The sequence below is a fragment of the Burkholderia sp. Z1 genome (assembly GCF_014893795.1).
GTDB classification, from domain to species: domain Bacteria; phylum Pseudomonadota; class Gammaproteobacteria; order Burkholderiales; family Burkholderiaceae; genus Burkholderia; species Burkholderia theae.
The window spans coordinates 460660-481776 of the sequence record NZ_JACFYL010000001.1 but is presented as its reverse complement, the minus strand read 5'-3'; the positions used below and the strand labels follow the sequence as shown (position 1 = coordinate 481776).

At 66.8% G+C, this 21117-nt stretch carries 20 protein-coding genes and 1 pseudogene; 9 read left to right on the top strand and 12 right to left on the bottom strand.

The genetic code is table 11. From position 1 onward, the window contains the following. Positions 1 to 4: 4 nt before the first annotated feature. Positions 5 to 601, top strand: coding sequence for a UbiX family flavin prenyltransferase (locus H3H55_RS02245; RefSeq protein ID WP_034183704.1), 597 nt, complete (start codon positions 5 to 7; stop codon positions 599 to 601). 211 nt (positions 602 to 812) lie between these two features. Further along, positions 813 to 1604 (top strand): DODA-type extradiol aromatic ring-opening family dioxygenase, encoded by a 792-nt coding sequence (locus H3H55_RS02240; RefSeq protein ID WP_193097549.1) that lies wholly within the window; start codon positions 813 to 815, stop codon positions 1602 to 1604. A gap of 109 nt (positions 1605 to 1713) precedes the next feature. On the opposite strand, the gene H3H55_RS02235 is transcribed toward H3H55_RS02240, so the two are convergent. Then, the gene (locus tag H3H55_RS02235; protein WP_193097548.1) at positions 1714 to 3312 is read right to left on the bottom strand and encodes an APC family permease; all 1599 of its coding nucleotides are present in this window, start codon (positions 3310 to 3312) and stop codon (positions 1714 to 1716) included. Positions 3313 to 3732: 420 nt separating this feature from the next. On the opposite strand from H3H55_RS02235, the gene H3H55_RS02230 reads away from it, so the two are divergent. Next, complete coding sequence (locus tag H3H55_RS02230) at positions 3733 to 3936, top strand: cold-shock protein (protein WP_006477070.1); 204 nt, start codon at positions 3733 to 3735, stop codon at positions 3934 to 3936. A gap of 96 nt (positions 3937 to 4032) precedes the next feature. On the opposite strand, the gene H3H55_RS02225 is transcribed toward H3H55_RS02230, so the two are convergent. The 3 genes from H3H55_RS02225 to H3H55_RS02215 all read right to left on the bottom strand — a co-directional run bounded on the left by H3H55_RS02225 (position 4033) and on the right by H3H55_RS02215 (position 7517). Beyond that, positions 4033 to 5283, bottom strand: coding sequence for an Hsp70 family protein (locus H3H55_RS02225; RefSeq protein ID WP_048251010.1), 1251 nt, complete (start codon positions 5281 to 5283; stop codon positions 4033 to 4035). 187 nt (positions 5284 to 5470) lie between these two features. Further along, positions 5471 to 6076, bottom strand: a complete 606-nt coding sequence (locus H3H55_RS02220; RefSeq protein ID WP_193097547.1) for a nitroreductase family protein — start codon at positions 6074 to 6076, stop codon at positions 5471 to 5473. A gap of 157 nt (positions 6077 to 6233) precedes the next feature. After that, complete coding sequence (locus H3H55_RS02215) at positions 6234 to 7517, bottom strand: MFS transporter (protein WP_193099436.1); 1284 nt, start codon at positions 7515 to 7517, stop codon at positions 6234 to 6236. 220 nt (positions 7518 to 7737) lie between these two features. Between H3H55_RS02215 and H3H55_RS02210 the strand changes: the two genes are divergently transcribed. Continuing rightward, on the top strand, positions 7738 to 8358 hold the full coding sequence (locus H3H55_RS02210; protein ID WP_193097546.1) for a TetR/AcrR family transcriptional regulator: 621 nt from the start codon (positions 7738 to 7740) through the stop codon (positions 8356 to 8358). 76 nt (positions 8359 to 8434) lie between these two features. Continuing rightward, on the top strand, positions 8435 to 9007 hold the full coding sequence (locus tag H3H55_RS02205) for a DUF1415 domain-containing protein (protein ID WP_193097545.1): 573 nt from the start codon (positions 8435 to 8437) through the stop codon (positions 9005 to 9007). Positions 9008 to 9045: 38 nt separating this feature from the next. Here the strand turns inward: H3H55_RS02205 and H3H55_RS02200 are convergent, their stop codons facing one another. From H3H55_RS02200 to H3H55_RS02190, 3 genes are all read right to left on the bottom strand, one after another. Continuing rightward, positions 9046 to 9936, bottom strand: a complete 891-nt coding sequence (locus H3H55_RS02200; protein ID WP_129513595.1) for a class I SAM-dependent methyltransferase — start codon at positions 9934 to 9936, stop codon at positions 9046 to 9048. Between the two features lie 89 nt (positions 9937 to 10025). Further along, complete coding sequence (locus H3H55_RS02195) at positions 10026 to 11168, bottom strand: methyltransferase (protein WP_193097544.1); 1143 nt, start codon at positions 11166 to 11168, stop codon at positions 10026 to 10028. A 118-nt stretch (positions 11169 to 11286) separates the two neighbouring features. Beyond that, positions 11287 to 11781 carry an LEA type 2 family protein gene (locus H3H55_RS02190; protein ID WP_129513593.1) on the bottom strand — a complete coding sequence of 165 codons (495 nt, stop codon included), beginning with the start codon at positions 11779 to 11781 and terminating at the stop codon, positions 11287 to 11289. Positions 11782 to 12423: 642 nt separating this feature from the next. On the opposite strand from H3H55_RS02190, the gene H3H55_RS02185 reads away from it, so the two are divergent. Continuing rightward, the gene (locus H3H55_RS02185) at positions 12424 to 14592 is read left to right on the top strand and encodes a M1 family metallopeptidase (RefSeq protein ID WP_129513591.1); all 2169 of its coding nucleotides are present in this window, start codon (positions 12424 to 12426) and stop codon (positions 14590 to 14592) included. Positions 14593 to 14737: 145 nt separating this feature from the next. On the opposite strand, the gene H3H55_RS02180 is transcribed toward H3H55_RS02185, so the two are convergent. After that, a complete protein-coding gene (locus H3H55_RS02180; protein WP_193097543.1) occupies positions 14738 to 15658 on the bottom strand; it encodes a LysR family transcriptional regulator in 921 nt (306 codons plus the stop codon). 161 nt (positions 15659 to 15819) lie between these two features. Here H3H55_RS02180 and H3H55_RS02175 point away from each other — a divergent pair, with 161 nt between their 5' ends. Further along, positions 15820 to 16797 carry a quinone oxidoreductase family protein gene (locus H3H55_RS02175; RefSeq protein WP_193097542.1) on the top strand — a complete coding sequence of 326 codons (978 nt, stop codon included), beginning with the start codon at positions 15820 to 15822 and terminating at the stop codon, positions 16795 to 16797. A 24-nt stretch (positions 16798 to 16821) separates the two neighbouring features. Continuing rightward, positions 16822 to 16971: pseudogene (locus H3H55_RS02170) on the top strand (DUF1427 family protein); the annotation flags it as partial. A gap of 22 nt (positions 16972 to 16993) precedes the next feature. Here H3H55_RS02170 and H3H55_RS02165 read toward each other — a convergent pair. The 4 genes from H3H55_RS02165 to H3H55_RS02150 form a co-directional block, all read right to left on the bottom strand. Continuing rightward, positions 16994 to 17236, bottom strand: coding sequence for a hypothetical protein (locus H3H55_RS02165; RefSeq protein WP_193097540.1), 243 nt, complete (start codon positions 17234 to 17236; stop codon positions 16994 to 16996). Position 17237: 1 nt separating this feature from the next. Further along, entirely contained in the window at positions 17238 to 17723 is a 486-nt protein-coding gene (locus tag H3H55_RS02160; RefSeq protein WP_193097539.1) for a L,D-transpeptidase, read from the bottom strand. 101 nt (positions 17724 to 17824) lie between these two features. Next, positions 17825 to 18853: a transporter gene (locus H3H55_RS02155; RefSeq protein WP_193097538.1), complete on the bottom strand. Its 1029-nt coding sequence runs from the start codon at positions 18851 to 18853 to the stop codon at positions 17825 to 17827. 200 nt (positions 18854 to 19053) lie between these two features. Beyond that, positions 19054 to 20007: a phage tail protein gene (locus tag H3H55_RS02150; protein WP_129513587.1), complete on the bottom strand. Its 954-nt coding sequence runs from the start codon at positions 20005 to 20007 to the stop codon at positions 19054 to 19056. 121 nt (positions 20008 to 20128) lie between these two features. Between H3H55_RS02150 and H3H55_RS02145 the strand changes: the two genes are divergently transcribed. Further along, the gene (locus H3H55_RS02145; protein ID WP_193097537.1) at positions 20129 to 20974 is read left to right on the top strand and encodes a M15 family metallopeptidase; all 846 of its coding nucleotides are present in this window, start codon (positions 20129 to 20131) and stop codon (positions 20972 to 20974) included. Positions 20975 to 21117 lie beyond the last annotated feature (143 nt).

The following is a 21117-nucleotide window of genomic DNA, read 5'->3' as shown; positions in this document are numbered from 1 at the left end:
TTCGATGGCATCTCCCAGCGCGCCGCCACGCCGGCTGATCGTCGCGATCACCGGCGCCACCGGCGCGATCTACGGCGTGCGGCTGCTCGATCTGCTGCGCGCCGCTGGCGGCGTCGAAACGCACCTGCTGATTTCGAACGCCGGCTGGCTCAACATCCAGCACGAACTGAAGCTGCCGAAGGCCGATGTCGAAAGCCGTGCGGACGTCGTGCATTCGGTGCGCGACGTCGGCGCGACGATCGCATCGGGGTCGTTCGCGACCGACGGGATGGTGATCGCGCCATGCTCGATGAAGACGCTCGCGAGCGTCGCGCACGGGCTGTCCGACAACCTGATCACGCGCGCGGCCGACGTCACGCTGAAGGAACGCCGCCGTCTCGTGCTGATGGTGCGCGAAACGCCGTTCAACCTCGCGCATCTGCGCAACATGACCGCCGTCACCGAAATGGGCGGCATCGTCTTTCCGCCGTTGCCCGCGTTCTACGCGATGCCGAAGACGATCGAGGAACTCGTCGACCAGACCGTCACGCGCGTACTCGATCTGTTCGCGCTCAGCGCACCGCTGACCACGCCGTGGGCCGGTATCCGGCACGCGCAATAAGCGGCCTGCCGCAGCCTCGTTTTTCGGGCATCTTCGCCTATTCCACTGGCAATTCATTCGAATTAACGCCTACGGACGCCTACCCGCTTCGGTGCGCGTTGCAGCGCCCCGATTATCAACAAACAAGCGTCAATCAAATTCCACGGCGTGGATTTATCAATACGCGGTGCGCGCCTATAGTCACAGGCAAATCCCTTTGCAGGCCACCACCATGAACCGCTTGCCTTCGCTCTACCTGTCCCACGGCGCCCCGACGCTGCCGATCGACCCGTCGCTGCCGTCCGGTGCGTTCACGCACCTCGGCGCCGAATTGCCACGCCCGCGCGCGGTACTGATGCTGTCAGCGCACTGGGGCACGCAGCAGCCGGTCGCGAGCGTCGCCGCGCACCCGGAAACGATCCACGACTTCTACGGCTTTCCGCGCGCGCTGTACGAGATTCGCTACCCGGCGCCGGGCGCGCCCGACGTCGCCGAGCGCGCGGCCGCGCTGCTGAACGCGGCCGGCATCGCGACCGCGACGACCGAGCACGGTCTTGACCACGGCGCGTGGGTGCCGATGCTGCTGATGTTCCCGGAAGCCGACGTGCCCGTCGCGCAGTTGTCGATCCAGCCGCGTGCGGATGCGGCCCACCACTTCGCGCTCGGCCGCGCGCTGCGGCCGCTGCGCGACGAAGGCGTGATGGTGATTGGCTCGGGCCAGATCACGCACAACCTGCGCGCCGCCGATTTCGGCGCGGCGCCCGAGGATGCGGACCCGCGCGTCAAGGCATTCACCGACTGGTTCGAGGCAAAGCTTGCCGCGCGCGACGTCGACGCGTTGCTCGACTATCGCCGGCAGGCACCGCATGCGGCGCTGATGCACCCGACCGACGAGCATCTGCTGCCGGTATTCACGGCGCTCGGCGCGGCGGACGACGACTACCAGCTCGGCATCCAGTCGCTCGGCACCTACCAGCGCGTGCTCGCGATGACGAATTACGTGTTCGCCAGCGCGGCCGCCTGAGCGTCACGCGACAACCGGCGACCGCAAACAAAAAGCCCGCCCGAGCATTGCTCGGGCGGGCTTTTTTTGCCGCGTTCCGTCGCCGCCGAATCCGGCGACAGATCAGGCGTCAGGCACCGACCCCTTCGAGGATCTCGTCGTGCGACTCGCGCTCGTCGAGATACTTGGTCCGGTAGCCGGATTTCGCGCCCCAGAAGTAGAACATCAGCGCGATTGCCGCGACGATCAGCATGTCCCAGCCGTACGGCAGGACGCCGTGACCGCCGAATTCCTTGCTGCCGATCAGCGACAGCACGGCCATCGTCGGCAGGTACGCGACCAGCCACCATGCGGCCCGCAGGTCTTCACCCCAACCGGTCCAGCCCGCCTTCGCCTGGAAGAAGAAGTACACCGGCAGCGCGACGATCATCAGCAGGATGATTTCGCCGGTCAGCGGCCACTTCGCCCAGTACAGGATCAGCGACGCGCAGACGAACGCGAACGGTGCAATCAGCTTCATGCCCGGGATCGACAGCGGCCGCTCGATGTCGGTCGCCGCACGGCGCAGGGCCATCAGGCTGATCGGACCGGTCAGGTACGAAATCACCGTCGCGACCGAAATCACCGCCGCAAGCGAACTCCAGCCGCGGAAGAAGAACAGGAAGATGAACGAGACCAGCAGGTTGAACCACATCGCCTGACGCGGCACGCCGTAGAGCGGGTGCACGTTGCCGAACATCTTCGGCATCGTGTTGTTGCGCTCCATCGCGTAGATCATCCGCGTCGTCGTCGCCATGTAGGTCGTGCCGGTGCCGCTCGGGCTGACGAACGCGTCGACATACAGCATGATCGCGAGCCAGTTCAGGTTCAGCGCGATCGCCAGTTCGGCGAACGGCGACTTGAAGTTGAAGTGCGACCAGCCCGCCGCGATGTCGGTCGGATTCACGGCGCCGATGTACGCGACCTGCAGCAGCACATAGATCACGAGTGCGATCAGGATCGACGTAATCACCGCGAACGGCACGCTGCGCGACGGATTGCGCGCTTCACCCGCGAGGTTCACGGGGCTCTGGAAGCCGTTGAACGCGAACACGATGCCGCTCGTCGCGACCGCGGTCAGCACCGCCGACCAGCCGTACGGCGCAAAGCTTGCATTGGATGCGGTGCCGAGGTTGTCCGAGTGGAAGCTCGTCAGCATCAGGCCGAGGATCGTGAGGCCGGGGATCAGGAACTTGAAGATCGTGATCGCGGTGTTTGCCCGCGCGAAGGCCTTCACGCCCCAGTAGTTCAGCATGAAGTAGATGACGACCAGCACGGCCGACAGCAACAGGCCTGGTGTCGTCAACTCGCCGTTCACGAACAGCGCGTGCGCCCATGGATACGGCCACGTGCTCATGTACTGGATCGACGCTTCGGCCTCGATCGGGATCACGGATACGATCGCGATCCAGTTCGCCCATGCACTGATGAAGCCCACCAGCGAACCGTGCGAGTAGCGCGCATAACGCACCATGCCGCCCGACTCGGGGAACATCGCGCCCAGTTCGGCATACGTCAGTGCAATCGCGAGAATCACGACGGCGCCGATGATCCAGGCGCAGATCGCCGCCGGACCGGCGATCTTCGCGGCCTTCCAGGCGCCGAACAGCCAGCCCGAGCCGATAATCGAACCCAGCCCCGTCAGCATCAATGCAAACGGGCCGATGTTCCGTTGAATAGAACTCTTCACATCCTCTCCTGTGTCTCAAAAAGCATGGTCGGCCTGCGGTCCGGGATCGGCTCGGACAGCACCGCGCACGCATTCTTGGGGGGACGAGTCATCCGATCGGGGCAACCCGTCCACGCGGCGCGTAGTTTAACGGTTGCACCTGAAACGTGGCGCCAAAATCGTTCGGCCCCTACAAAAAATTCGCATCGCCTGCAAGCTTTGTAAACCTGATCTACGCAATAACCCTGAGAGCATGGAATTACGGTTGACCATACGATCGATTAGCCGTATAAAGGACTTCGCAGGATTTCAAGCGGCGAGTGAATTGGTTCTTTCGTAGTTCGCCCATCAACGGTACTCCGGTTGGTCCTATTACCCCTTCCTTGATTTTCCGCACCCCATGGGCCTCGGCCCCGTTTTATCTTTTTAGGAACAAGTAACATGGCAACCGGTACCGTCAAGTGGTTCAATGACGCAAAGGGCTTCGGCTTCATCACCCCGGAAGGCGGCGGCGACGATCTGTTCGCGCACTTCTCGGAAATCCGCGTCGAAGGCTTCAAGACGCTGCAAGAAAACCAGAAGGTTGAATTCGAAGTGAAGACGGGCCCGAAGGGTCTGCAAGCTGCGAACATCCGTCCGGTCTAAGCTTGGCGCGATAATTCGTGTAAAAAAGCCCCGCTTCGGCGGGGCTTTTTGTTTTTCTGCGCTAATTCGGCACGGCGGCAATACCGCCGCCCATGTTCAGCCGAATAGCCGCTGCGCGTGAATGCCGAGCCCCGTCGCGACACTCGCGAGACGATCGCCAAACACCGGTTGCGCCTCCGGAAACGCGCCCGCGAGCGCGCCCGACAGGAACGCAAGGCCCGTCGAGCCGCCGGTGAAATACAACGCGCCGACGTCGCGCGGCGCGATGCCGGCAAGCCGCACCGTCTCGCGCGCGGCGTCGACGATGCGCGCGGTGTCGTCGTGGCTCGCATCGACGAGGCGGTCGGCATCGAACGCGATCAGCAGGTCCTCTTCCACGTCGTTCAGGTCGATCATCGTCTCCCCGCCCGCCGCGACACCGATCTTCGCTTCTTCCGCGCGCGCCATCAGCGCATGCCCGAGCCGCTGCTCGACCACGCTCGTGAGCCGGTCGTACTGTCGGGCATCCTGGTACAGGTGCTTCATCAGCTTCAGCTCGCCGACCCGCTTCGGCGTGTAGACCGTGTTGATCAGGTGCCAGGTCGCGAGATCGAAATAGATCTTGTTCGGCAGTTCGCGCCCTTCCGGGTCGAGCGAACGGTAGCCGAACGCGGGCAGGATCGCCGCCAGCTCGACACGCCGGTCGTAATCGGTGCCCGCGACGTGCACGCCGTGGTGCGCCAGCACGTCGTCCTTGCGCTCCAGCCGCGCCATCCGTTCGGGCCCGACGCGCACCAGCGAGAAGTCGGACGTGCCGCCGCCGATGTCGGCGACGAGCACGAGGCGCTCGGCCTGCTGGCGCGATTCGTAATCGAATGCGGCCGCGATCGGTTCGTACTGGAAGTGAACGTCCGCGAAGCCGACCGATTGCGCGGCCGCCTCGAGTTGATCCTGCGCGAGGCGGTCGGCGCGCGGATCGTCGTCGACGAAGAACACCGGCCGGCCGAGCACCGCGCGGCCGATCGGCGCACCTGCGCGGGCTTCGGCCTTGCGCTTCAGGTGCGTCAGGAAGCGCGCGATGATTTCGGTGTACGCGATCGCGCTGCCGTCGCCGAGATCGGTCGTCGTTTCCGCGAGCGGCGAGCCGAGGATGCTCTTCATCGAACGCATCAGCCGGCCGTCGAAACCGTCGATATAGGAGGCCAGCGCCGCACGGCCGTATTCGACCGTCTCTTCGTCATTGTTGAAGAAGATCGCGGTGGGCAGCGTCAGGTGGTCGCCCTCGACGGGCGCGAGGCGCATGCCGTCGCCGTCGGGCAGCGCCACGGCGGAATTGGACGTGCCGAAATCGATCGCGCAGTAAGTCATGGGAAGTTGCCGCAGCAGGGCCGGCGCGAAAACGGAAAGGACCGGCTTTTTAACATGAAGCCCGCGGGATCACAACCGGGCTAGCCACCAGTGCCGCGGAACGGGCTTCGGTGGCACCGGCGCGCGGCCTGGCGCGCCGGGGAGACACGCGGACGGGTTGCACGACGCAGCCCGCCCGCCTGGCGGATCAGGCTGCCGCGTCGAAGCTCTTCTTCCACGCGCTCGCATACACGACCTCGCCGATCGCATGGCGCGTGCGCGGCGCCTTCTCGCGATCGCGCAGCACCGGATCGAGCTTGTCGACGTTGCCGTAGTGGCCGATCGAGATGATCGCCGGGATGGCGACGTCGGCCGGGATCCCGAACGCGTCGCGGAACGCCTTCGCGTCGAAACCGCTCATCTGGTGCGCGGCCAGGCCCAGCGCATGCGCCTGCAGCACCAGCGACATCGCGGCGGCGCCCGCGTCGTACAGCGCGGTCGGCGCCGGCTCGCCCTTCGGCGTGAGCGTGTGCGCGGTCACCGCGATCAGCACGGGTGCCGGCGCATTCCAGCCCTGGTTGAACGGCACCAGCGTCGCGAACGCGCGCTTGAAAGCGTCTTCGTCCTGCGTGCGATCGAATACGATGAAACGCCACGGCTGCGCGTTGTACGCGGACGGGGCCCAGCGCGCGGCTTCGAGCACTGCGTGCAGATCGCCGGCGCTGACCGGCTCATCCGAATACGCGCGCGGGCTCCAGCGGCCCGCGATCAGATCGTGAATCGAAACAGTGGTGGGAGCAGGTTTGACGGACATGCGGTTCCTCGCTGACATCGATGAAGGGGCGCGAACGCCCCGGCAAACCGCAAGCATACCCGCTTGAGCCATTACGCGCCCGATCCTCCCGCGCTATGCAAATCATCGTGCCTGCATAGGCCGGCCGCAGGCCGCGCGGCCGGCCGGGCCGCCGCGGTCAGGCGGCCTGCGCGGCCGCGCGCGACGGACCGCGGTTGATCCGCAGCACGATCAGCGCACCGACGATGCAGAGCCCGCCCGAGATCATCGAGGCGATCGTGTAGGTACCGAGGCTCGCGCGCAGCATCCCCGCGCCAAGTGCCGCGAACGCCGCACCGAGCTGGTGGCCGGCGACGATCCAGCCGAACACGACCGGCGCCGCGGCCTTGCCGAACACGTCGGTGGCCAGCCGCACGGTCGGCGGCACGGTCGCGATCCAGTCGAGCCCGTAGAACATCGCGAACAGCGGCAGCCCGAAGAAATCGATCCCGAACGCGTGCGGCAGGTAAATCAGCGACAGCCCGCGCAGCCCGTAGTACCAGAACAGCAGCACGCGGTTGTCGTAGCGGTCGGACAGCCAGCCCGACAGCGTCGTGCCGAACAGGTCGAACACGCCCATCGCCGCGAGCAGCGACGCGCCCTGCACTTCGGTCATCCCGTAGTCGCTGCACATCGCGATCAGGTGCGTGCCCACATAACCGTTGGTGCTCGCGCCGCAGATGAAGAAGCTGAAGAACAGCAGCCAGAAGTCGCGCGAACGGCTGGCCGTCAGCAGCGTGCGGAACGCGACCGCGAGCGGGTTCTCCTTCGTCGTGTCAGGCGCGGGCGGCGCATCCGCCGGCTCGCCGTACGGGCGCAGCTTCACGTCGGCCGGCCGTTCGGGCAACAGGAACGCGACCAGCGGAATCACGATCGCGGCCGCAATCGCGACGACCAGCACGACCGGCCGCCAGCCATGGTGCTGCGCGATCGCCGCCAGCATCGGCAGGAACACGAGCTGGCCGGTGGCGGTGCTCGCGGTCAGGATGCCCATGATCAGGCCGCGACGCGCATGGAACCAGCGCGTGACGAAGGTCGCGGACAGCGTCAGCGCAACGACGCCCGACGAGCAGCCGACCATCAGGCCCCAGATCAGGACCATCTGCCAGCTGTGCGTCATCATCGACGACAGCGCGACGCCCGCGCTCATCGTCACGAGCGCGGTGAGGATCGTCGGGCGCAGCCCGAAGCGCTGCATCGCGGCGGCCGCGAACGGGCCCGTCAGGCCGTACAACGCGATGTTCACCGAGATGGCCAGCGAAATCGTCGCGCGGCTCCAGCCGAGTTCGCGCTCGAGCGGCACCATCAGCACGCTCGGCGTCGCGCGCGTGCCGGCTGCCGCCAGCAGGATCAGGAATACCACCGCCGCCGCGAGCCATCCGTAGTGGAAGCGCCCGCCGATTCGTGTCACCACCCAATTCATCTTCATGCTCTCCCGTTGGCGGCTCCGGCGCCATCGCACCTGCTCCACCCCACCCAGCCAGGCCACCTCCGCCGCACACCGCATCGGCTGACCCGGGCCGATGCTTGGCATTTGTCTGTCGATCCGGCCGGCATTGTTACCGATCGGTCACAACTGTGTTGCGATCGTAGTTACCAGTCGGTAACATGTCAAGCAATTCATCACGCAGTCGAGGGTCATCATGTCGGGCATCGAGATCGCCAAACCGCTTGCGCGCCGCACGCGCCGGTCGATCGACGGAGCCACCGCGCAGGAGCACCTGCTGCGCGCCGCCGAGGAGCTGTTTTACAAGGAGGGCGTTCGCTCGGTGGGCGTCGAGGCGGTCGTGGAGCGCGCGGGCGTCAACAAGATGAGCCTGTACCGCCAGTTCTCGTCGAAGGACGAGCTGATCCTCGCGTATCTGGAACGGATGGACGCGTGCTTCTTCGAGCGTCTCGATACGAGCGCCGCGAAGCATCCGGGCCAGCCGAAGGCGCAATTGATCCAGTATTTCGTCGATCTTGCCGAGCGCGCGACACAGAAGGACTACCGTGGCTGCCCGTTCGTTAACGTCGCCGCCGAATTCCCGGATACGTCGCACCCGGCCCGCGAGCGCGTCGCGCAGAACAAGGAACAGTTGATGAAGCGGCTCGTCGCGCTATGCGAAGGCGCCGGCGCGCGGCAGCCGAAGGCGCTCGCCGATGCGCTCGCGCTGGTGGTCGAAGGCATCTATGCGGCGAGCCAGACCTACCGGCATGGCGAAACGCCGATCGGCACCGCGCCGGCGCTCGTCACGCAGTTGATCGAAGCCGCGTGCGCATGACGCGCCGCGCACGCCCAGCCCCGGCGTGCCCGCTACAATGCGGCCCTCGCCGCTTTCCCGCCTGATTGATTTCACGATGACCGACACCCGCCCCGAATCGCACGACGACATCCTCGCCGCCACGCGGCACTGGCTCGCGCGCGCGGTGATCGGGCTCAATCTGTGCCCGTTCGCGAAAAGCGTCTATGTGAAGGAACAGGTGCGCTACGCGATCAGCGCAGCGACGACGCTGGAAGACGCGCTCACCGAGCTCGAAACCGAGCTGCGCGCGCTCGACGCGGCGGACCCGCAGCAGGTCGACACGACGCTCGTGATCTTCCCGCATGCGTTCGCCGATTTCGTCGACTACAACGATGCGCTGTTCTTTGCCGACCGGCTCGTGCAGCAGTTGCGGCTCGACGGGGTGCTGCAGATCGCGAGCTTCCATCCGCACTACCGGTTCGAAGGCAGCGAACCCGACGACATCGAGAACTATACGAACCGCGCGCCGTATCCGATCCTGCACCTGCTGCGCGAAGACAGCATCGCGCGCGCGGTCGACGCGTTCCCGGACGCGTCCGCGATCTACGAAAGGAATCAGGAAACGCTGCGCCGCCTCGGCCACGACGGCTGGCGCGAATGGATGCGCCGGCAGGGCGACGACGTCTGACGCGGCGTGCAACGTGCGCCGCGCCGGCCGTCCGCGCGTCAGCCCTCGACGGGCTCGACGGCGTCGCCGTCCGCCGCCGCGGCTTCCGGCACGAAGAAGCGCTCGTTCAGTTCGGCCAACCCGAACATGCCGAGGATCTCGTTCAGCCGCTCGCCGGGCCGCCGGCGCGGCAGGTTCTTGTACTGCGCGATGATCAGCTCGTTCTTCATCGAATGCTCCCAGCCGACCAGCTCGGTCACGCTCACCTGATAGCCGTGCGCTTCGAGCTGCAGGCAGCGCAGCACGTTGGTGATCTGGCTGCCGAATTCGCGCGTATGCAGCGGATGCCGCCATACCTCGGTCAGCGCATTCGCGAGCGACTTGCCCTTGTTCCGGCGCAGCACGCCCGCGACTTCCGCCTGGCAGCACGGCACGAGCACGATGTGCTGCGCGCGCTTCGCGAGCGCGAAGCGGATCGCGTCGTCGGTCGCCGTGTCGCACGCGTGCAGCGCGGTGACGACGTCGACCGTTTCGGGCAGCTGCGGCGACGTGATCGAATCGGCGACCGACAGGTTCAGGAACGACATGCCGCCGAACCCGAGCCGCGCGGCCAGCTCGGCCGAGCGCGTGACGAGCTCCTCGCGCGTCTCGATCCCGTACACGTGCGACGCGAACGCCGGCGTGCCGTGCCCCGGCTGCTGCTTGAAGAACAGGTCGTACAGGATGAAGCCGAGATACGACTTGCCGGCGCCGTGATCGACGAGCGTCACGCTGCCCTTGTCGGCCTGCACGCCGGCGAGCAGCGGCTCGATGAACTGGAACAGGTGATAGACCTGCTTCAGCTTGCGGCGGCTGTCCTGGTTCAGCTTCCCGTCGCGGGTGAGGATGTGCAGTTCCTTCAGCAGCTCGACGGACTGCTCCGGACGGATTTCGTGGGTCTTGTTCGACATCTGGAAGCGGCGCCGGGCCACGGTCGGTCGACCACGGCCCGGCGGCGGGAATTCGTGAGGAATGGCGACAGTTTACCGAAAATGCGCGGTCAGGCTCGGGCGCCGAGCCGCCAGAGCGATGTGACCTCGGCGCGGCGGGCCGTGTGCAGCGGATCGTCGGCATCGGTCGACTTCGGATGCGCGGGGCGGATATCGTCGCGGCCGAGCACGACGAGGCCCGCTTCGTCGATCCATTGCAGCAGCGTGTCGCGCGATCGCAGGCCGAGATGCTCGGCGAAATCGGACAGGATCAGCCAGCCCTCGCCGCCCGGTTCGAGATGCGCGGCGAGCCCCGCGAGGAAACCGCGCAGCATGCGGCTGTCGGGATCGTAGATCGCGTATTCGATCGGCGCGCTCGGCCGGGCCGGCACCCACGGCGGATTGCAGACCACGAGCGGCGCGCGGCCGGCCGGAAACAGGTCGGCTTCGACGACGTCGACCCGATCCGCATGACCGAGCCGCGCGACGTTCTCGCGTGCGCAGGCCAGCGCCCGCGCATCCTGGTCGGTCGCGACGACGCGCTCGACGCCGCGCGACGCGAGCACGGCCGCGAGCACGCCGGTGCCCGTGCCGATGTCGAACGCGAGCGACGTCGCCGGCAGCTTCGCGCGCGCGACGAGTTCGACGTATTCGCCGCGCACCGGCGAGAACACGCCGTAGTACGGATGGATCGGCGCGCCGCCGAGCGCCGGGATCGGCACGCCCTTCTTGCGCCATTCATGCGCGCCGACGAGGCCGAGCAGTTCCCGCAGCGACACGACCGACGGCGCGCCGCCGGGCCCGTACGCCTCCTCGCATGCGGCGCGCACGTCGGGCGCGCGGCGCAGCGGGATCGTGTAGTCGGCGTCGAGCGGGATCAGCAGCATCCCGAGCGTGCGGGCCCGCTGCGACTGCGCGAGACGATGCAGGTTGAACGCGTCGACGCCGGCCACGGCTTTCGCCTCTTTCGCTTTCTTCGGCTTGCGTTCGACACGGCGCGCCATCGCCTGCACGAGCTGGCGCGCATTCTGGAAATCGCCCTGCCAGACGAGCGCGGTGCCCTCGCAGGCAAGGCGGTAGGCCGCATCGGCAGTGACGCGGTCGTCGGCGGACACCGCGCGCTTCGGCGGTTGCACACCGGCTTCGGAGCGCCAGCGCACGTCATGATCGACGCCGTCGGCGTCGGTCCAGTGGAAAACGGGGAAATCGGTCACGCGAGCTCGGTTACGGTTGGCTTCAACAGGCGGCGGCGTCGCGCCGCGCGGCTCACACCATACCGCGCTTTGCCCGCGCGGCAAAGCGCGCGCACGGACCCGCGATCGGGCGCGCCGTTCAGCCGCCCCACCCCGGCATCGCTGGCATGCGCAGCGTCCCCGCGTCGTTGAAGTGCACGGTGCCGAGCACGCCGCCCGCGAGCCGGCCGCGCAGCGCATACGGCAACTCGCCGTTCGCGGCCGCGCCGGGCAGGTTCCACGCCTGCCGCGCGGCCGCGAATGCCGACACGGAAACCGGCACGTCGAGCACGGCCTCGCCGAAACGCGGCACGGTGCCCGAGCGATCGCTGACGCCACTCGCGAACGCCGTGCCGTTCAGGTCGAGCGCAACCGAGATGCCGTCGTATTCGATCGGCGCATCGTTCGGGTTCTGCACGCGCAGCTTCAGGCTGAAACGCATCTCGAGCCCCTGCCCGACGAGCGGGTCGAGCCCGACGACCGTCACGCGCACGGGGTCGCGCGACAGCGCCGCGCAACCGCCGAGCAGGAACACCGCGGCGCACAGCAGCAGCACGGCGCGCAGCGGCGCGATACGGAACAGGGCACGTGACATGGGAGGGCCTCCTCGCGGCAATCGGTGATCGAATCGTCGAAGCATTGTACCGAGCACGCCCCGTCGCGCCGGGATTCGTAGTTTTCGCAGCCACGCAAGATCGTTAATAGATTAAAACTACGAAATCACCAGCTAAACGGAAAGCGCATTAATGACTTCCAGCATTCAATCAAGCGCGCAGAAATCAATAGGCGCACTTTCTAAATTTTTCGTTTCCTTTACCTAAAACCATCAAGTATATTTACGCATCCTTCGAGCAAGCCGACAAACCTTGAAGCCGCATGACGGTGATTTTACGGAATGGCGACACGCCTTCCTGCCGTCCGGTGGCCGGGCCCGGCCAGCCCCGTAGGTCGTCGATTCAAAGGGATTGCGCGCCCGTGCCGGGCGTGCGGCTCCGTGTCGTGCGCGCGAAATCAATTCAGTACAACACGCGTCTGGCCATTTTGAACCGGCAAGTTAACCGACATCCGGAAATCCAGAGGGGGCAGTAAACCATGATTACCTATACGTAGTCGGCCGCCGTCTTTTCGAATAATCCGTCATTAGCATTTTCTTCGCTGTTGATTAACGGCGAGGGGCTTGCTTTTGCCGGCGCTTTCGCAGCACTGAACGATTCTTTCTACAATCGAGGTTTCAGTCATGTCGATCAACATTCGCAAGATGCGTTATCTGCCGCTCGTTGCCGCACTCGCGCTCGCCGGGTGCGGCGGCGACGATGGCGGTGTGGGCTCGGCTTCCGCGCTCAGCTCCGCCGGCGCGCCGCAACCGGGCTCGTCGCCCGCCGTCACCGCGCCGCCGAGCGCATCCAACGTCGACAAGAGCGTATCGCCTGTCGAGCTGCCGGACACCGTGGTGCCCGTGAACTACCGGCTGTGGTTCCGCCCGAACGAAGCGCTTAACGCGTTCGACGGCCGCGCCGACGTCGAGATCAAGGTGCTGAAGCCGGTCAACAACATCGTGATCGCCGGCCACCGGATCAAGTTCACGAACGGCCGCATCACGCTGCAGCCGGGCAACATCCAGCTGATCGCGACGCCGCAGGACAAGGGCGACTTCTATCAGCTGCGCCCCGTGAGCGGCACGATCTCGCCGGGCACCTATTCGCTGCACATGGAATGGTCGGGCATCATCAACTTCAAGTCGTATGACGATCCCGTCGCGAAGACGGGCGGCAGCTGCGGCAACGATCCGTATCCGGGCTGCTCGGCCGCGGAAGGCATCTTCCGCGTCGACCTGAAGGGCACCGACGGCAAGACGAGCGGCGCGATCCTCACGCAAGGCGAAACCAACCTGTCGCGCCAGTGGTTCCCCGGCTGGGACGAGCCGGCATTCCGCCCGACCTATGAAGTGACGGCCGAAGTGCCGCAAAGCTGGCGCGTCGTGTCGAACGCGGCCGAGAAGCCGTCGACCAGCATCGGCGGCGGCTACAAGCTCGTGCAGTTCGACAAGACCCCGCCGATGCCGTCGTACCTGCTGTTCTTCGGCGGCGGCCTGTTCGACACCTACGAGGACGACTTCACCAGCCCGCTGCCGGGCGGCAAGGGCGGCCTGCACCTGCGCGTGTTCACGCCGCCGGGCATGAGCGACTGGGCGAAGCCGGCGATGGACCGCACCAAGCAGGCGCTCGACTTCTACTACCGCTACACGGGCATCGCGCTGCCGCTCACGAAGTTCGACACGGTGGCCGCGAACGACGCGTTCAAGGAGCAGAAGGACCTGAATTTCGGCGGGATGGAGAACTGGGGGTCGATCCTCGAATTCGCCGACGACATCCTGCCGCAGCCGGGCCAGCCGATGTCGCACTACGGTAACGAGGTGCTGACCCACGAAGTCGCGCACCAGTGGTTCGGCGATCTCGTCACGACCGACTGGTGGGACAACGTGTGGCTCAACGAGTCGTTCGCGACGTTCTTCGAGACGAAGACGACGATCCAATTCTTCCCCAACGAGTTCAGCTGGCTCGACCAGGTGAAGAACAAGTACCGCGTGATCAATCGCGACATCGGCCCGAACGCGTTCCCGGTCGCGCCGAACTTCAACGGCTGGGCGTCGAACGACTTCGTGCTGAGCGCGAGCGCGTTCACGTACGACAAGGGCGGCCACGTGCTGAAGACGCTCGAGAACTATCTCGGCGAACAGACGCTGCGCAAGGGTCTGCAGCAGTACCTGGTCGACTACTCGTTCGGCAACGGCACGCCGAAGCGCCTGTGGGATGCGCTGTCGAAGGAGAGCGGCCAGTCGATCGGCGCGATCGGCGACAGCTACGTGCGCCAGACCGGCGTGCCGCTGATCTCGCTCGACACGCAGTGCGACCTGACGAAGAACCAGACGATCGTCACGCTGAAGCAGCAGCCGTTCCCGAACAAGAACGCGTATCCGGGCCTGCAGTGGACGGTGCCGATCACGCTCGCGTATGGCCAGGGTCTCGCAAAACGCACGACGCTCGCGCTGAAGGATACGCAGACGCAGACGCGGATCGACGGCTGCACGGGCGTGGTCGCGGACCCGAGCGGGCTTGACTACTACGTCGTGAACTACAGCGACGCGGCCTGGAGCGGGCTGCTCACGCAGGTCAACCGCTCGACCGATCCGGTGCTGCTGTCGAACCTGCAGAGCGAGGCCGCGCTGCTCGTCGCGAACAACCTCGCACCGGCTTCGCGCTCGACGTCGATCGGTTCGGTCGCTTCGCCGGCCGCGATGAAGCTGCGCCAGACGCCGACCTTCGACGGCATCGCGCCGACGACGAAGGAGCGCCCGGCACTGCAATACCAGGGCATCTTCAAGCCGCGCAAGGTAGTGACGCAGTAACGGGTTGCGCCCGACCGGTGCCGCCCAACCCGCGGCGCCGGCCGGCGTACCAGTCTCCCCGACCTTTGACGGGCCTCGCGAGCGAGGCCCTTTTTTTATTTCGGCGCGGCCCTGTCGCCGCATCGCCCCACGCACCCGCTCGCCGTCACGCCCAAGCGGCGTCCCACGCCGGCTGCGCGAACCACGTCGCCAGGAACGCGACGAGCCGCGATGCGCGGGCGCTGCCGCGCGCCTGCTGGCGCAATACGTGGATCGTCGCGGGCTCGGGCGTCGCCGCGTACTGCGGGAGCACCGCGCGCAGCCGTCCGTCGCGCAGCGCGTCCCCCGCAAGCCAGGTCGGCAGATGCGCGAGCCCGAGACCATCGATCGCGGCCTCGAGCAACGCCTCCGAATGATTGCTGCGAAACCGCGGCTGCGCTGGCGCGTGCCGACGGTCGCCGAAGTGCCACGCGCCCGGCGGCGGTGCCCCCTGCCACGCGAGGCAGTCGTGCCCGGCGAGCGCGTCGGGCGAATCGGGCTCGCCGCGCCGCGCGAGGTAGGCCGCGCTCGCGCACAGCACGCGCCGCTGCGGTGCCAGCACCGTCGCAACGAAACGCGTGTCCTCGAGCGGGCCGATGCGCACCGCGAGATCGACGTCGGAGCCGAGCCGTGCGCCCTGCAGGTCGACCATGCTGTCCGTCAGCATCAGGTCGACCTGCAATGCCGGATGATGCTGCATGAACGCGGCCAGCGCGGACATCAGGTGCAGCCGGCCGAACGGCGCTGGACAGTCGACGCGCAGCAGCCCGCTCGGCTCGTCGTGCTGGCTGTGCAGGTCTTCCTGCAGGCCGCGCAGCTCGGCCAGCATCCGCGTCGCGCGCCCGTACAGCAACTGCCCGGCCTCGGTCGGCCGCAGCGCATGCGTGGTGCGATGCAGGAGGCGGATGCCGAGCTGCGCCTCGAGCCGGTCGATGCGCCGCGTGACCGACGACGCGGCGACGCCCAGCCGGCGCGCGGCCGCCGAGAAGCTCTGCTGGTCGACCACTTCGACGAACAGCGCCAGATGCGGGGAAAGGAAGTCGTCCATTCGGGGGCTTCGGGTTTTGCTATGCATAAATCGCAAAACAATCATCCGCCTTTGCGTGTTTCCGCGTCAAATCGGGCCGACTAGACTGCATTCATCCTTTTCATCCGTTGCACGCGCCGGCCCGCCGGGCCGCACGGCAACCATCCTTCACGGAGATCATCATGCGCAGCATCCGCTTCGACGCGCCCGCCGCCGACATCGAGTCGCTCGACGCGCGCGTCAGGGAAATCGACCCGCCCGTGCCGGCCGACGGCCAGCTCCTGATCGAGGTGCGCGCGGCCGGCGTCAACCCGAGCGACGTGAAGGCCGCGCTCGGGCGCATGCCGCACGCGGTGTGGCCGCGCACGCCCGGGCGTGACTGGGCCGGCATCGTGCGCAGCGGTCCTGCCGAATGGATCGGCGCGCCCGTGTGGGGCTCGGGCGGCGACCTTGGCGTGGGGCGCAACGGCTCGCATGCGGAATGGCTCGTGCTCGACGCGGCACTGGTGCGCCGCAAACCGGGCGTGCTGACGCTCGACGAAGCGGCCGGCATCGGCGTGCCGTTCGTCACCGCGTACGAGGGCTTGCGCCGGGCCGGCATGCCGGCCGCCGGCGACGTCGTGCTCGTGTTCGGCGCGAACGGCAAGGTCGGCCAGGCCGCGATCCAGCTCGCGACCGCGCGCGGCGCCACCGTGATCGGCGTTGAGCGCGGGCCCGGCGGCTATCGCGGCCATGCGTCGGGCGACGTGCACATGATCGATGCGTCGAGCGGGCCGGTCGCCGACGCGGTGCGCGCCGCAACCGGCGGCCACGGCGCGGACATCGTCTACAACACGGTCGGCAGCCCGTATTTCGAAGCCGCGAACGCGTCGATGGCGATCGGTGCGCGGCAGATCTTCATCTCGACGATCGACCGCAGCGTGCCGTTCGACATCTTCTCGTTCTATCGCGGCCAGCACACGTACGTGGGGGTCGACTCGATCCAGCTCGACGGCGCCGCGGTCGCGCAGATCCTCGACACGCTCGCGCCCGGTTTCGGCAACGGCACGCTGCGCCCGTTTCCGATCGGCGACGACTACGTGTACCCGCTGGAGCGCGCGCACGACGCGTATCGCGCGGTGCTGGCCGGCGCGCGCGAGCGCGTCATCCTCAAGCCCTGACACCTGGCCGCACGGGAGACCGCCATGACGGATTACGTGGCTTCGCTTGTGGTGGGCCTCGGTGTCGGCGTGCTGTACGCGCTGCTGCACGTGCGCTCGCCAGCCCCGCCGCTCGTCGCGCTCGTCGGCCTGCTCGGGATGGTGATCGGCGAGCGCGCGATCGCGCTGCTGCGCTGAAGCGGCGGCAGCGCGCCTGTCAGCGGCCCGCGCCGCCGCGCCGCCGCAGCCAGTACGCGTATGCGCCGATCGCGACGAGCATCAGCGCGTCGACCACGCCGAGCACCGGCAGCGGATCGCGCCACTTGTCCATGTTGACGGTGCGCGCGTAGTACGGCGGCCCGTCGCCGTACGCCTCGCTGACATTGGCCACGTTGAACGCGACGACAAGCGCCAGCGCCACGAGCAGCACCGCACCGACCAGGATGCGCCGTGCCCGCATGTCAGTACTGCACCGTCAGCGGAAGGAAGCAGTCGGGCGAATCGGCGAGGGCCGACTCGATCTCCGTGACGAACTTTTCCATGCCTGCATGCAGGTTGATGCAGCCGGCCGAACCGGGATGCGTGCCGCCGTGGATGAAGAAGCCGCCGCGGCCATAGGTCTGCGTGCCCGGCAGCACGTGAATCGTGAGCCGGTGATCGCCCCACCCGTCGCGCGGCGTCACGTTGTACCAGTGATTGGTCCACACCTGAGACGGCTGAACCCAGTAATGACCGGCCGGAATGGGGCCGCCGTTGCTCTTTTGCTGGCGCTCGACGGAATAGTCGAATCGCCCTTTGCCGTCAGGCTGGCCGGACACGCCGGGATAGACCCTGCTCAGTCCGCCGGACACGGTCAGCACGCGGCCGTCGAAGCGCAGCGTGATGGTCGAGCGGCCGCACATCGGCACGCTCGGCATGCCGCGTTCGGCAGTGTATCGGTTCGTCATGGCGGTTGCCCTCGGTTTGTTTTTTTGCGGATTGTAGGCATCCGAACGAATACCGTCCAGCTTGCACCGCACAACCCGCACACCGGCGGTACCCGCCGACGCTAACGGTCGTCGCGACGACGGAACGCCCACCATGCGGCGAGCCCGGTGAAGCCCGCGACGAGCAGCACCATCAGCCAGAAGCCGTGCTTGTTCTCCGAGAACGGCACACCGCCGACGTTCATCCCGAAGAAGCCGGCGACGATGTTGATCGGCAGCGCGATCACGGTCACGAGCGTCAGCGTGAACAGCGTCCGGTTGTTCTGCTCGTCGAGGCGCGACCCGATCTCTTCCTGCAACAGCTTGATCCGCTCGTTGAGCCCCGACAGATCGGCAAGCACCAGCGAGAACTCTTCGGTCGATTCGCGCAGCTCCTGCACGTCTTCCGCGTGCAGCCACGCGGGCGGCTTCGCGAGCAGCCGGAAGATCGACCCGGGCTCGGGCGCGAGCATGCGCTGCAGCCGCGTCAGCGTGCGGCGCATCGCACCGAGCTCGATGCGGCTCGACGTGAGCCGCTGCGACAGGAAGCGATCCTCGATGCGGTCGACGTCGACGCTCGTGCGCCGCATGATCTGGATCAGCAGGTCGGCCTGGTCGCGCAGCAGGTGCACGAGCAGTTCCGCGGGCGACCGGAACTGCTCGCCGTCGCGCACGCATGCGCGCAGCGTGTCGACCGAGCGCAGCGGCTTGAGCCGCGCGGTGACCATGATGCGCCGCTCGACGTGGACGAACAGCGTCGCGATCTCCGACGGCGTCAGTTCGAGGTTGAACATCACGTCGTTGACGACCGCGCGCAACGCGCCGTCCTCCTGCTCGATGCGTGTCGAGCGCGAACCTTCGTGGAGGAATGCGAAGAAGCTGTCGGGCAGCGCGAGATGCGAGCGCATCCAGCGCTCGCTCGCGCCGTGCGCCAGATTGAAGTGCAGCCAGACGAAATCGCCCGACACGGCCGCATCGTGCGCGCGATACGTGTGCAGCCACTCGGCGGCCGCGTCGGCATCGAGCGGCGCGCCGGATCCGCCCGGAACGAAGCGGAATCCGCACACCATGCCGGACGTATCGGCGCCGTAAGTCTGAACGATCAGGTCCATCGTGTCGAAGGTCGTGCGGCGCGCGGCACATCGCGGGTCGCGGGCCCGCGCCGGGAAAAAGAAAGGAGACGTATGCCCGACGGGCGTGACGCACGCGTGACAGCGTCACGCGGCATCATACCGGCTGCTTCCCTGCCCCAAAAGCAACGCGCCGCCCAACGGGCGGCGCAGGTACGGCATGACGGCTCGTGCAAGACGGGTTACTGCCGCGTCTCCGACTGCGCGGCGCTCGGGCACGCCGGATCCTTGCCCCAGTGGCCGTCGCAGACGCGCCAGCGGCACAGCTGATCCTCGAAGAAACCGCGCTCCGAACACTCCTTCACGCGCGCCCCGAGCGAGCCGGCCGTCGCCGCCGTCTTGGTCGGCACGGCTTGCCCCTTCTGCGCGGCGAGTTTCTTGTCGGCCGGCTTCGTGCGCGCGACGAGCGCCGCGAGCAGATCGGCATCCGGATCGTCCTTCCCGCCCGCCTTCGCGCTCGCGGTACGGGTCGGCGTCGCATCGTGGCGCTTCTTCGCCTGTGCGAGCTCGGCCTCCTGTTCCTTGCGATGCTTGCGGGCTTCGGCCTTCGTCTCTGCCTTGCCATGCGCCGCGACCTTCGCGCTCTTCGCGGCGTCGGCTTTCGCGGTTTTGGTCGTCGCGGCCGCGGCGGCCGTGGCGGCTGCGGCAGCACCGGCCGTGGCCGCGCCCGATGCGTCGTCGGCGCCGCTGGCGAGCGCGCGCGACAGGCGGCTGTTGTCCGCGGCGGACGCGGACGATGCGGATGCAACGGTCTGGGAGGCCGAATCGTCGTTGACGATCGTGGCCGGCTGCGCGGCGGGCGCGGTATTCTGCGCGACCTGGACGGCGGCGTCGCTGGCCGGTGCGGCCTTGGCCGGCGCAGCTGCCGCAGGCGCGGCGGCCGTGACGACGGCGGCCTGCTCGCCCGGATGCTGCTGCATGCGCCACGCGCCCCAGCCGCCGACGGCAACCACCAATGCGACGACGGCCGCGATCGGCGCCTTCAGCGAACGGCGCGGAGATTCGGCCGGCGGCGTGACACGTCCTTCCAGATTCGCGAGAATGCGCGACTGCTGAGCTCCTCCGTCGCTGGCCGGTTTAGTATCCGACAGCAGGCTGGGCGGAGTTTTCGAATTTGAATTTTCCGGCGCACTCATTCAGCGTCTCATTGAATCCTGGTTTAATTCACCGCGATAATATAGCCCGGCCTCTCGAAGCAGCCTGATTCTAAGAGCAAGCATTGCAAAACACAATCAATTCCAATTTCCGGGGATTTCGTTGATTGCCGTCGCACTCGTCGCCTATTTCGCCCTTGCCGTCGCGGTTGCGGCACTGTTGCTTTTACCGGGTATCCGCGCGACCGTTTTCGAATCGGTTGCCCAGTTTCACGGCCGTCTTACGCGCCGTGCGCACGATCGCGCCACGCGTACGCGAAGTCAGATTGTTAAATCGGCAAGCGTTACGCGCGGCGCTTTAAACGATGTGCAAAATTTACTGGTTCGCCGGCGCTTGATGATTATGGTATCGGCAGGTATTCTTGCGACGCCGCCATTGGTCGCCATTGCGTTACGCGGCCGGCAACTGTTCCAGTACGACGACACGGCGCGCGTGCCCGACGAGAAGATCGCCGCGCTGCTGCAGGGCGAACAGCTCGTGCCGCCGCCGCCGCTGCCGCCGGAAGTCTTCGCCACCAAGGAAGTCGAACAGGTGCGCCCGGCGCTGAAGGATGCGAGCCGGGACTGGAACCTGCTGGATCCGGATTTCCGTACGCGTTTGCTGCTGGTCTACAAGATCATGCACGAACAATATGGTTATGAAATGGCGCTGCTGGAAGGTTACCGGAGCCCGGAACGGCAAAACCGGCTGGCGCAGATGGGCGGCAACGTGACCAACGCGGCGGCCTTCCAGAGTTATCACCAATTCGGGCTGGCGGCCGACAACGCATTCCTGCGCGACGGCAAGCTGGTCATTTCCGAGAAAGATCCGTGGGCGATGCGCGGCTACCAGTTGTACGGCCAGGTCGCCGAGCAGGTCGGCCTGACCTGGGGGGGCCGATGGAAAATGATGGATCTCGGGCACGTGGAATACCATAAACCCGGTTTTAAACTGGGACGCGGCAGCTAGCCATGGCTGCCGGACAGGAAATAATGAGGGCGGCATGGGGCTTTTTAATATCCCGGCAGGAAACGATATGGGCGGCGTAAAAAATCGGGCATTCCGGTGCGTGATTTCTTTCGGCCGCCACTTCCGTTTTAAATCTCACAGCG

Bases quoted from the DNA above. Each gene is read 5' to 3' on its own strand.
- H3H55_RS02245 (WP_034183704.1), top strand. From the start codon at position 5: ATGGCATCTCCCAGCGCGCCGCCACGCCGGCTGATCGTCGCGATCACC.
- H3H55_RS02240 (WP_193097549.1), top strand. From the start codon at position 813: ATGAACCGCTTGCCTTCGCTCTACCTGTCCCACGGCGCCCCGACGCTG.
- H3H55_RS02230 (WP_006477070.1), top strand. From the start codon at position 3,733: ATGGCAACCGGTACCGTCAAGTGGTTCAATGACGCAAAGGGCTTCGGC.
- H3H55_RS02225 (WP_048251010.1), bottom strand. From the start codon at position 5,283: ATGACTTACTGCGCGATCGATTTCGGCACGTCCAATTCCGCCGTGGCG.
- H3H55_RS02220 (WP_193097547.1), bottom strand. From the start codon at position 6,076: ATGTCCGTCAAACCTGCTCCCACCACTGTTTCGATTCACGATCTGATC.
- H3H55_RS02215 (WP_193099436.1), bottom strand. From the start codon at position 7,517: ATGAATTGGGTGGTGACACGAATCGGCGGGCGCTTCCACTACGGATGG.
- H3H55_RS02210 (WP_193097546.1), top strand. From the start codon at position 7,738: ATGTCGGGCATCGAGATCGCCAAACCGCTTGCGCGCCGCACGCGCCGG.
- H3H55_RS02205 (WP_193097545.1), top strand. From the start codon at position 8,435: ATGACCGACACCCGCCCCGAATCGCACGACGACATCCTCGCCGCCACG.
- H3H55_RS02200 (WP_129513595.1), bottom strand. From the start codon at position 9,936: ATGTCGAACAAGACCCACGAAATCCGTCCGGAGCAGTCCGTCGAGCTG.
- H3H55_RS02190 (WP_129513593.1), bottom strand. From the start codon at position 11,781: ATGTCACGTGCCCTGTTCCGTATCGCGCCGCTGCGCGCCGTGCTGCTG.
- H3H55_RS02185 (WP_129513591.1), top strand. From the start codon at position 12,424: ATGTCGATCAACATTCGCAAGATGCGTTATCTGCCGCTCGTTGCCGCA.
- H3H55_RS02180 (WP_193097543.1), bottom strand. From the start codon at position 15,658: ATGGACGACTTCCTTTCCCCGCATCTGGCGCTGTTCGTCGAAGTGGTC.
- H3H55_RS02175 (WP_193097542.1), top strand. From the start codon at position 15,820: ATGCGCAGCATCCGCTTCGACGCGCCCGCCGCCGACATCGAGTCGCTC.
- H3H55_RS02165 (WP_193097540.1), bottom strand. From the start codon at position 17,236: ATGCGGGCACGGCGCATCCTGGTCGGTGCGGTGCTGCTCGTGGCGCTG.
- H3H55_RS02160 (WP_193097539.1), bottom strand. From the start codon at position 17,723: ATGACGAACCGATACACTGCCGAACGCGGCATGCCGAGCGTGCCGATG.
- H3H55_RS02155 (WP_193097538.1), bottom strand. From the start codon at position 18,853: ATGGACCTGATCGTTCAGACTTACGGCGCCGATACGTCCGGCATGGTG.
- H3H55_RS02150 (WP_129513587.1), bottom strand. From the start codon at position 20,007: ATGAGTGCGCCGGAAAATTCAAATTCGAAAACTCCGCCCAGCCTGCTG.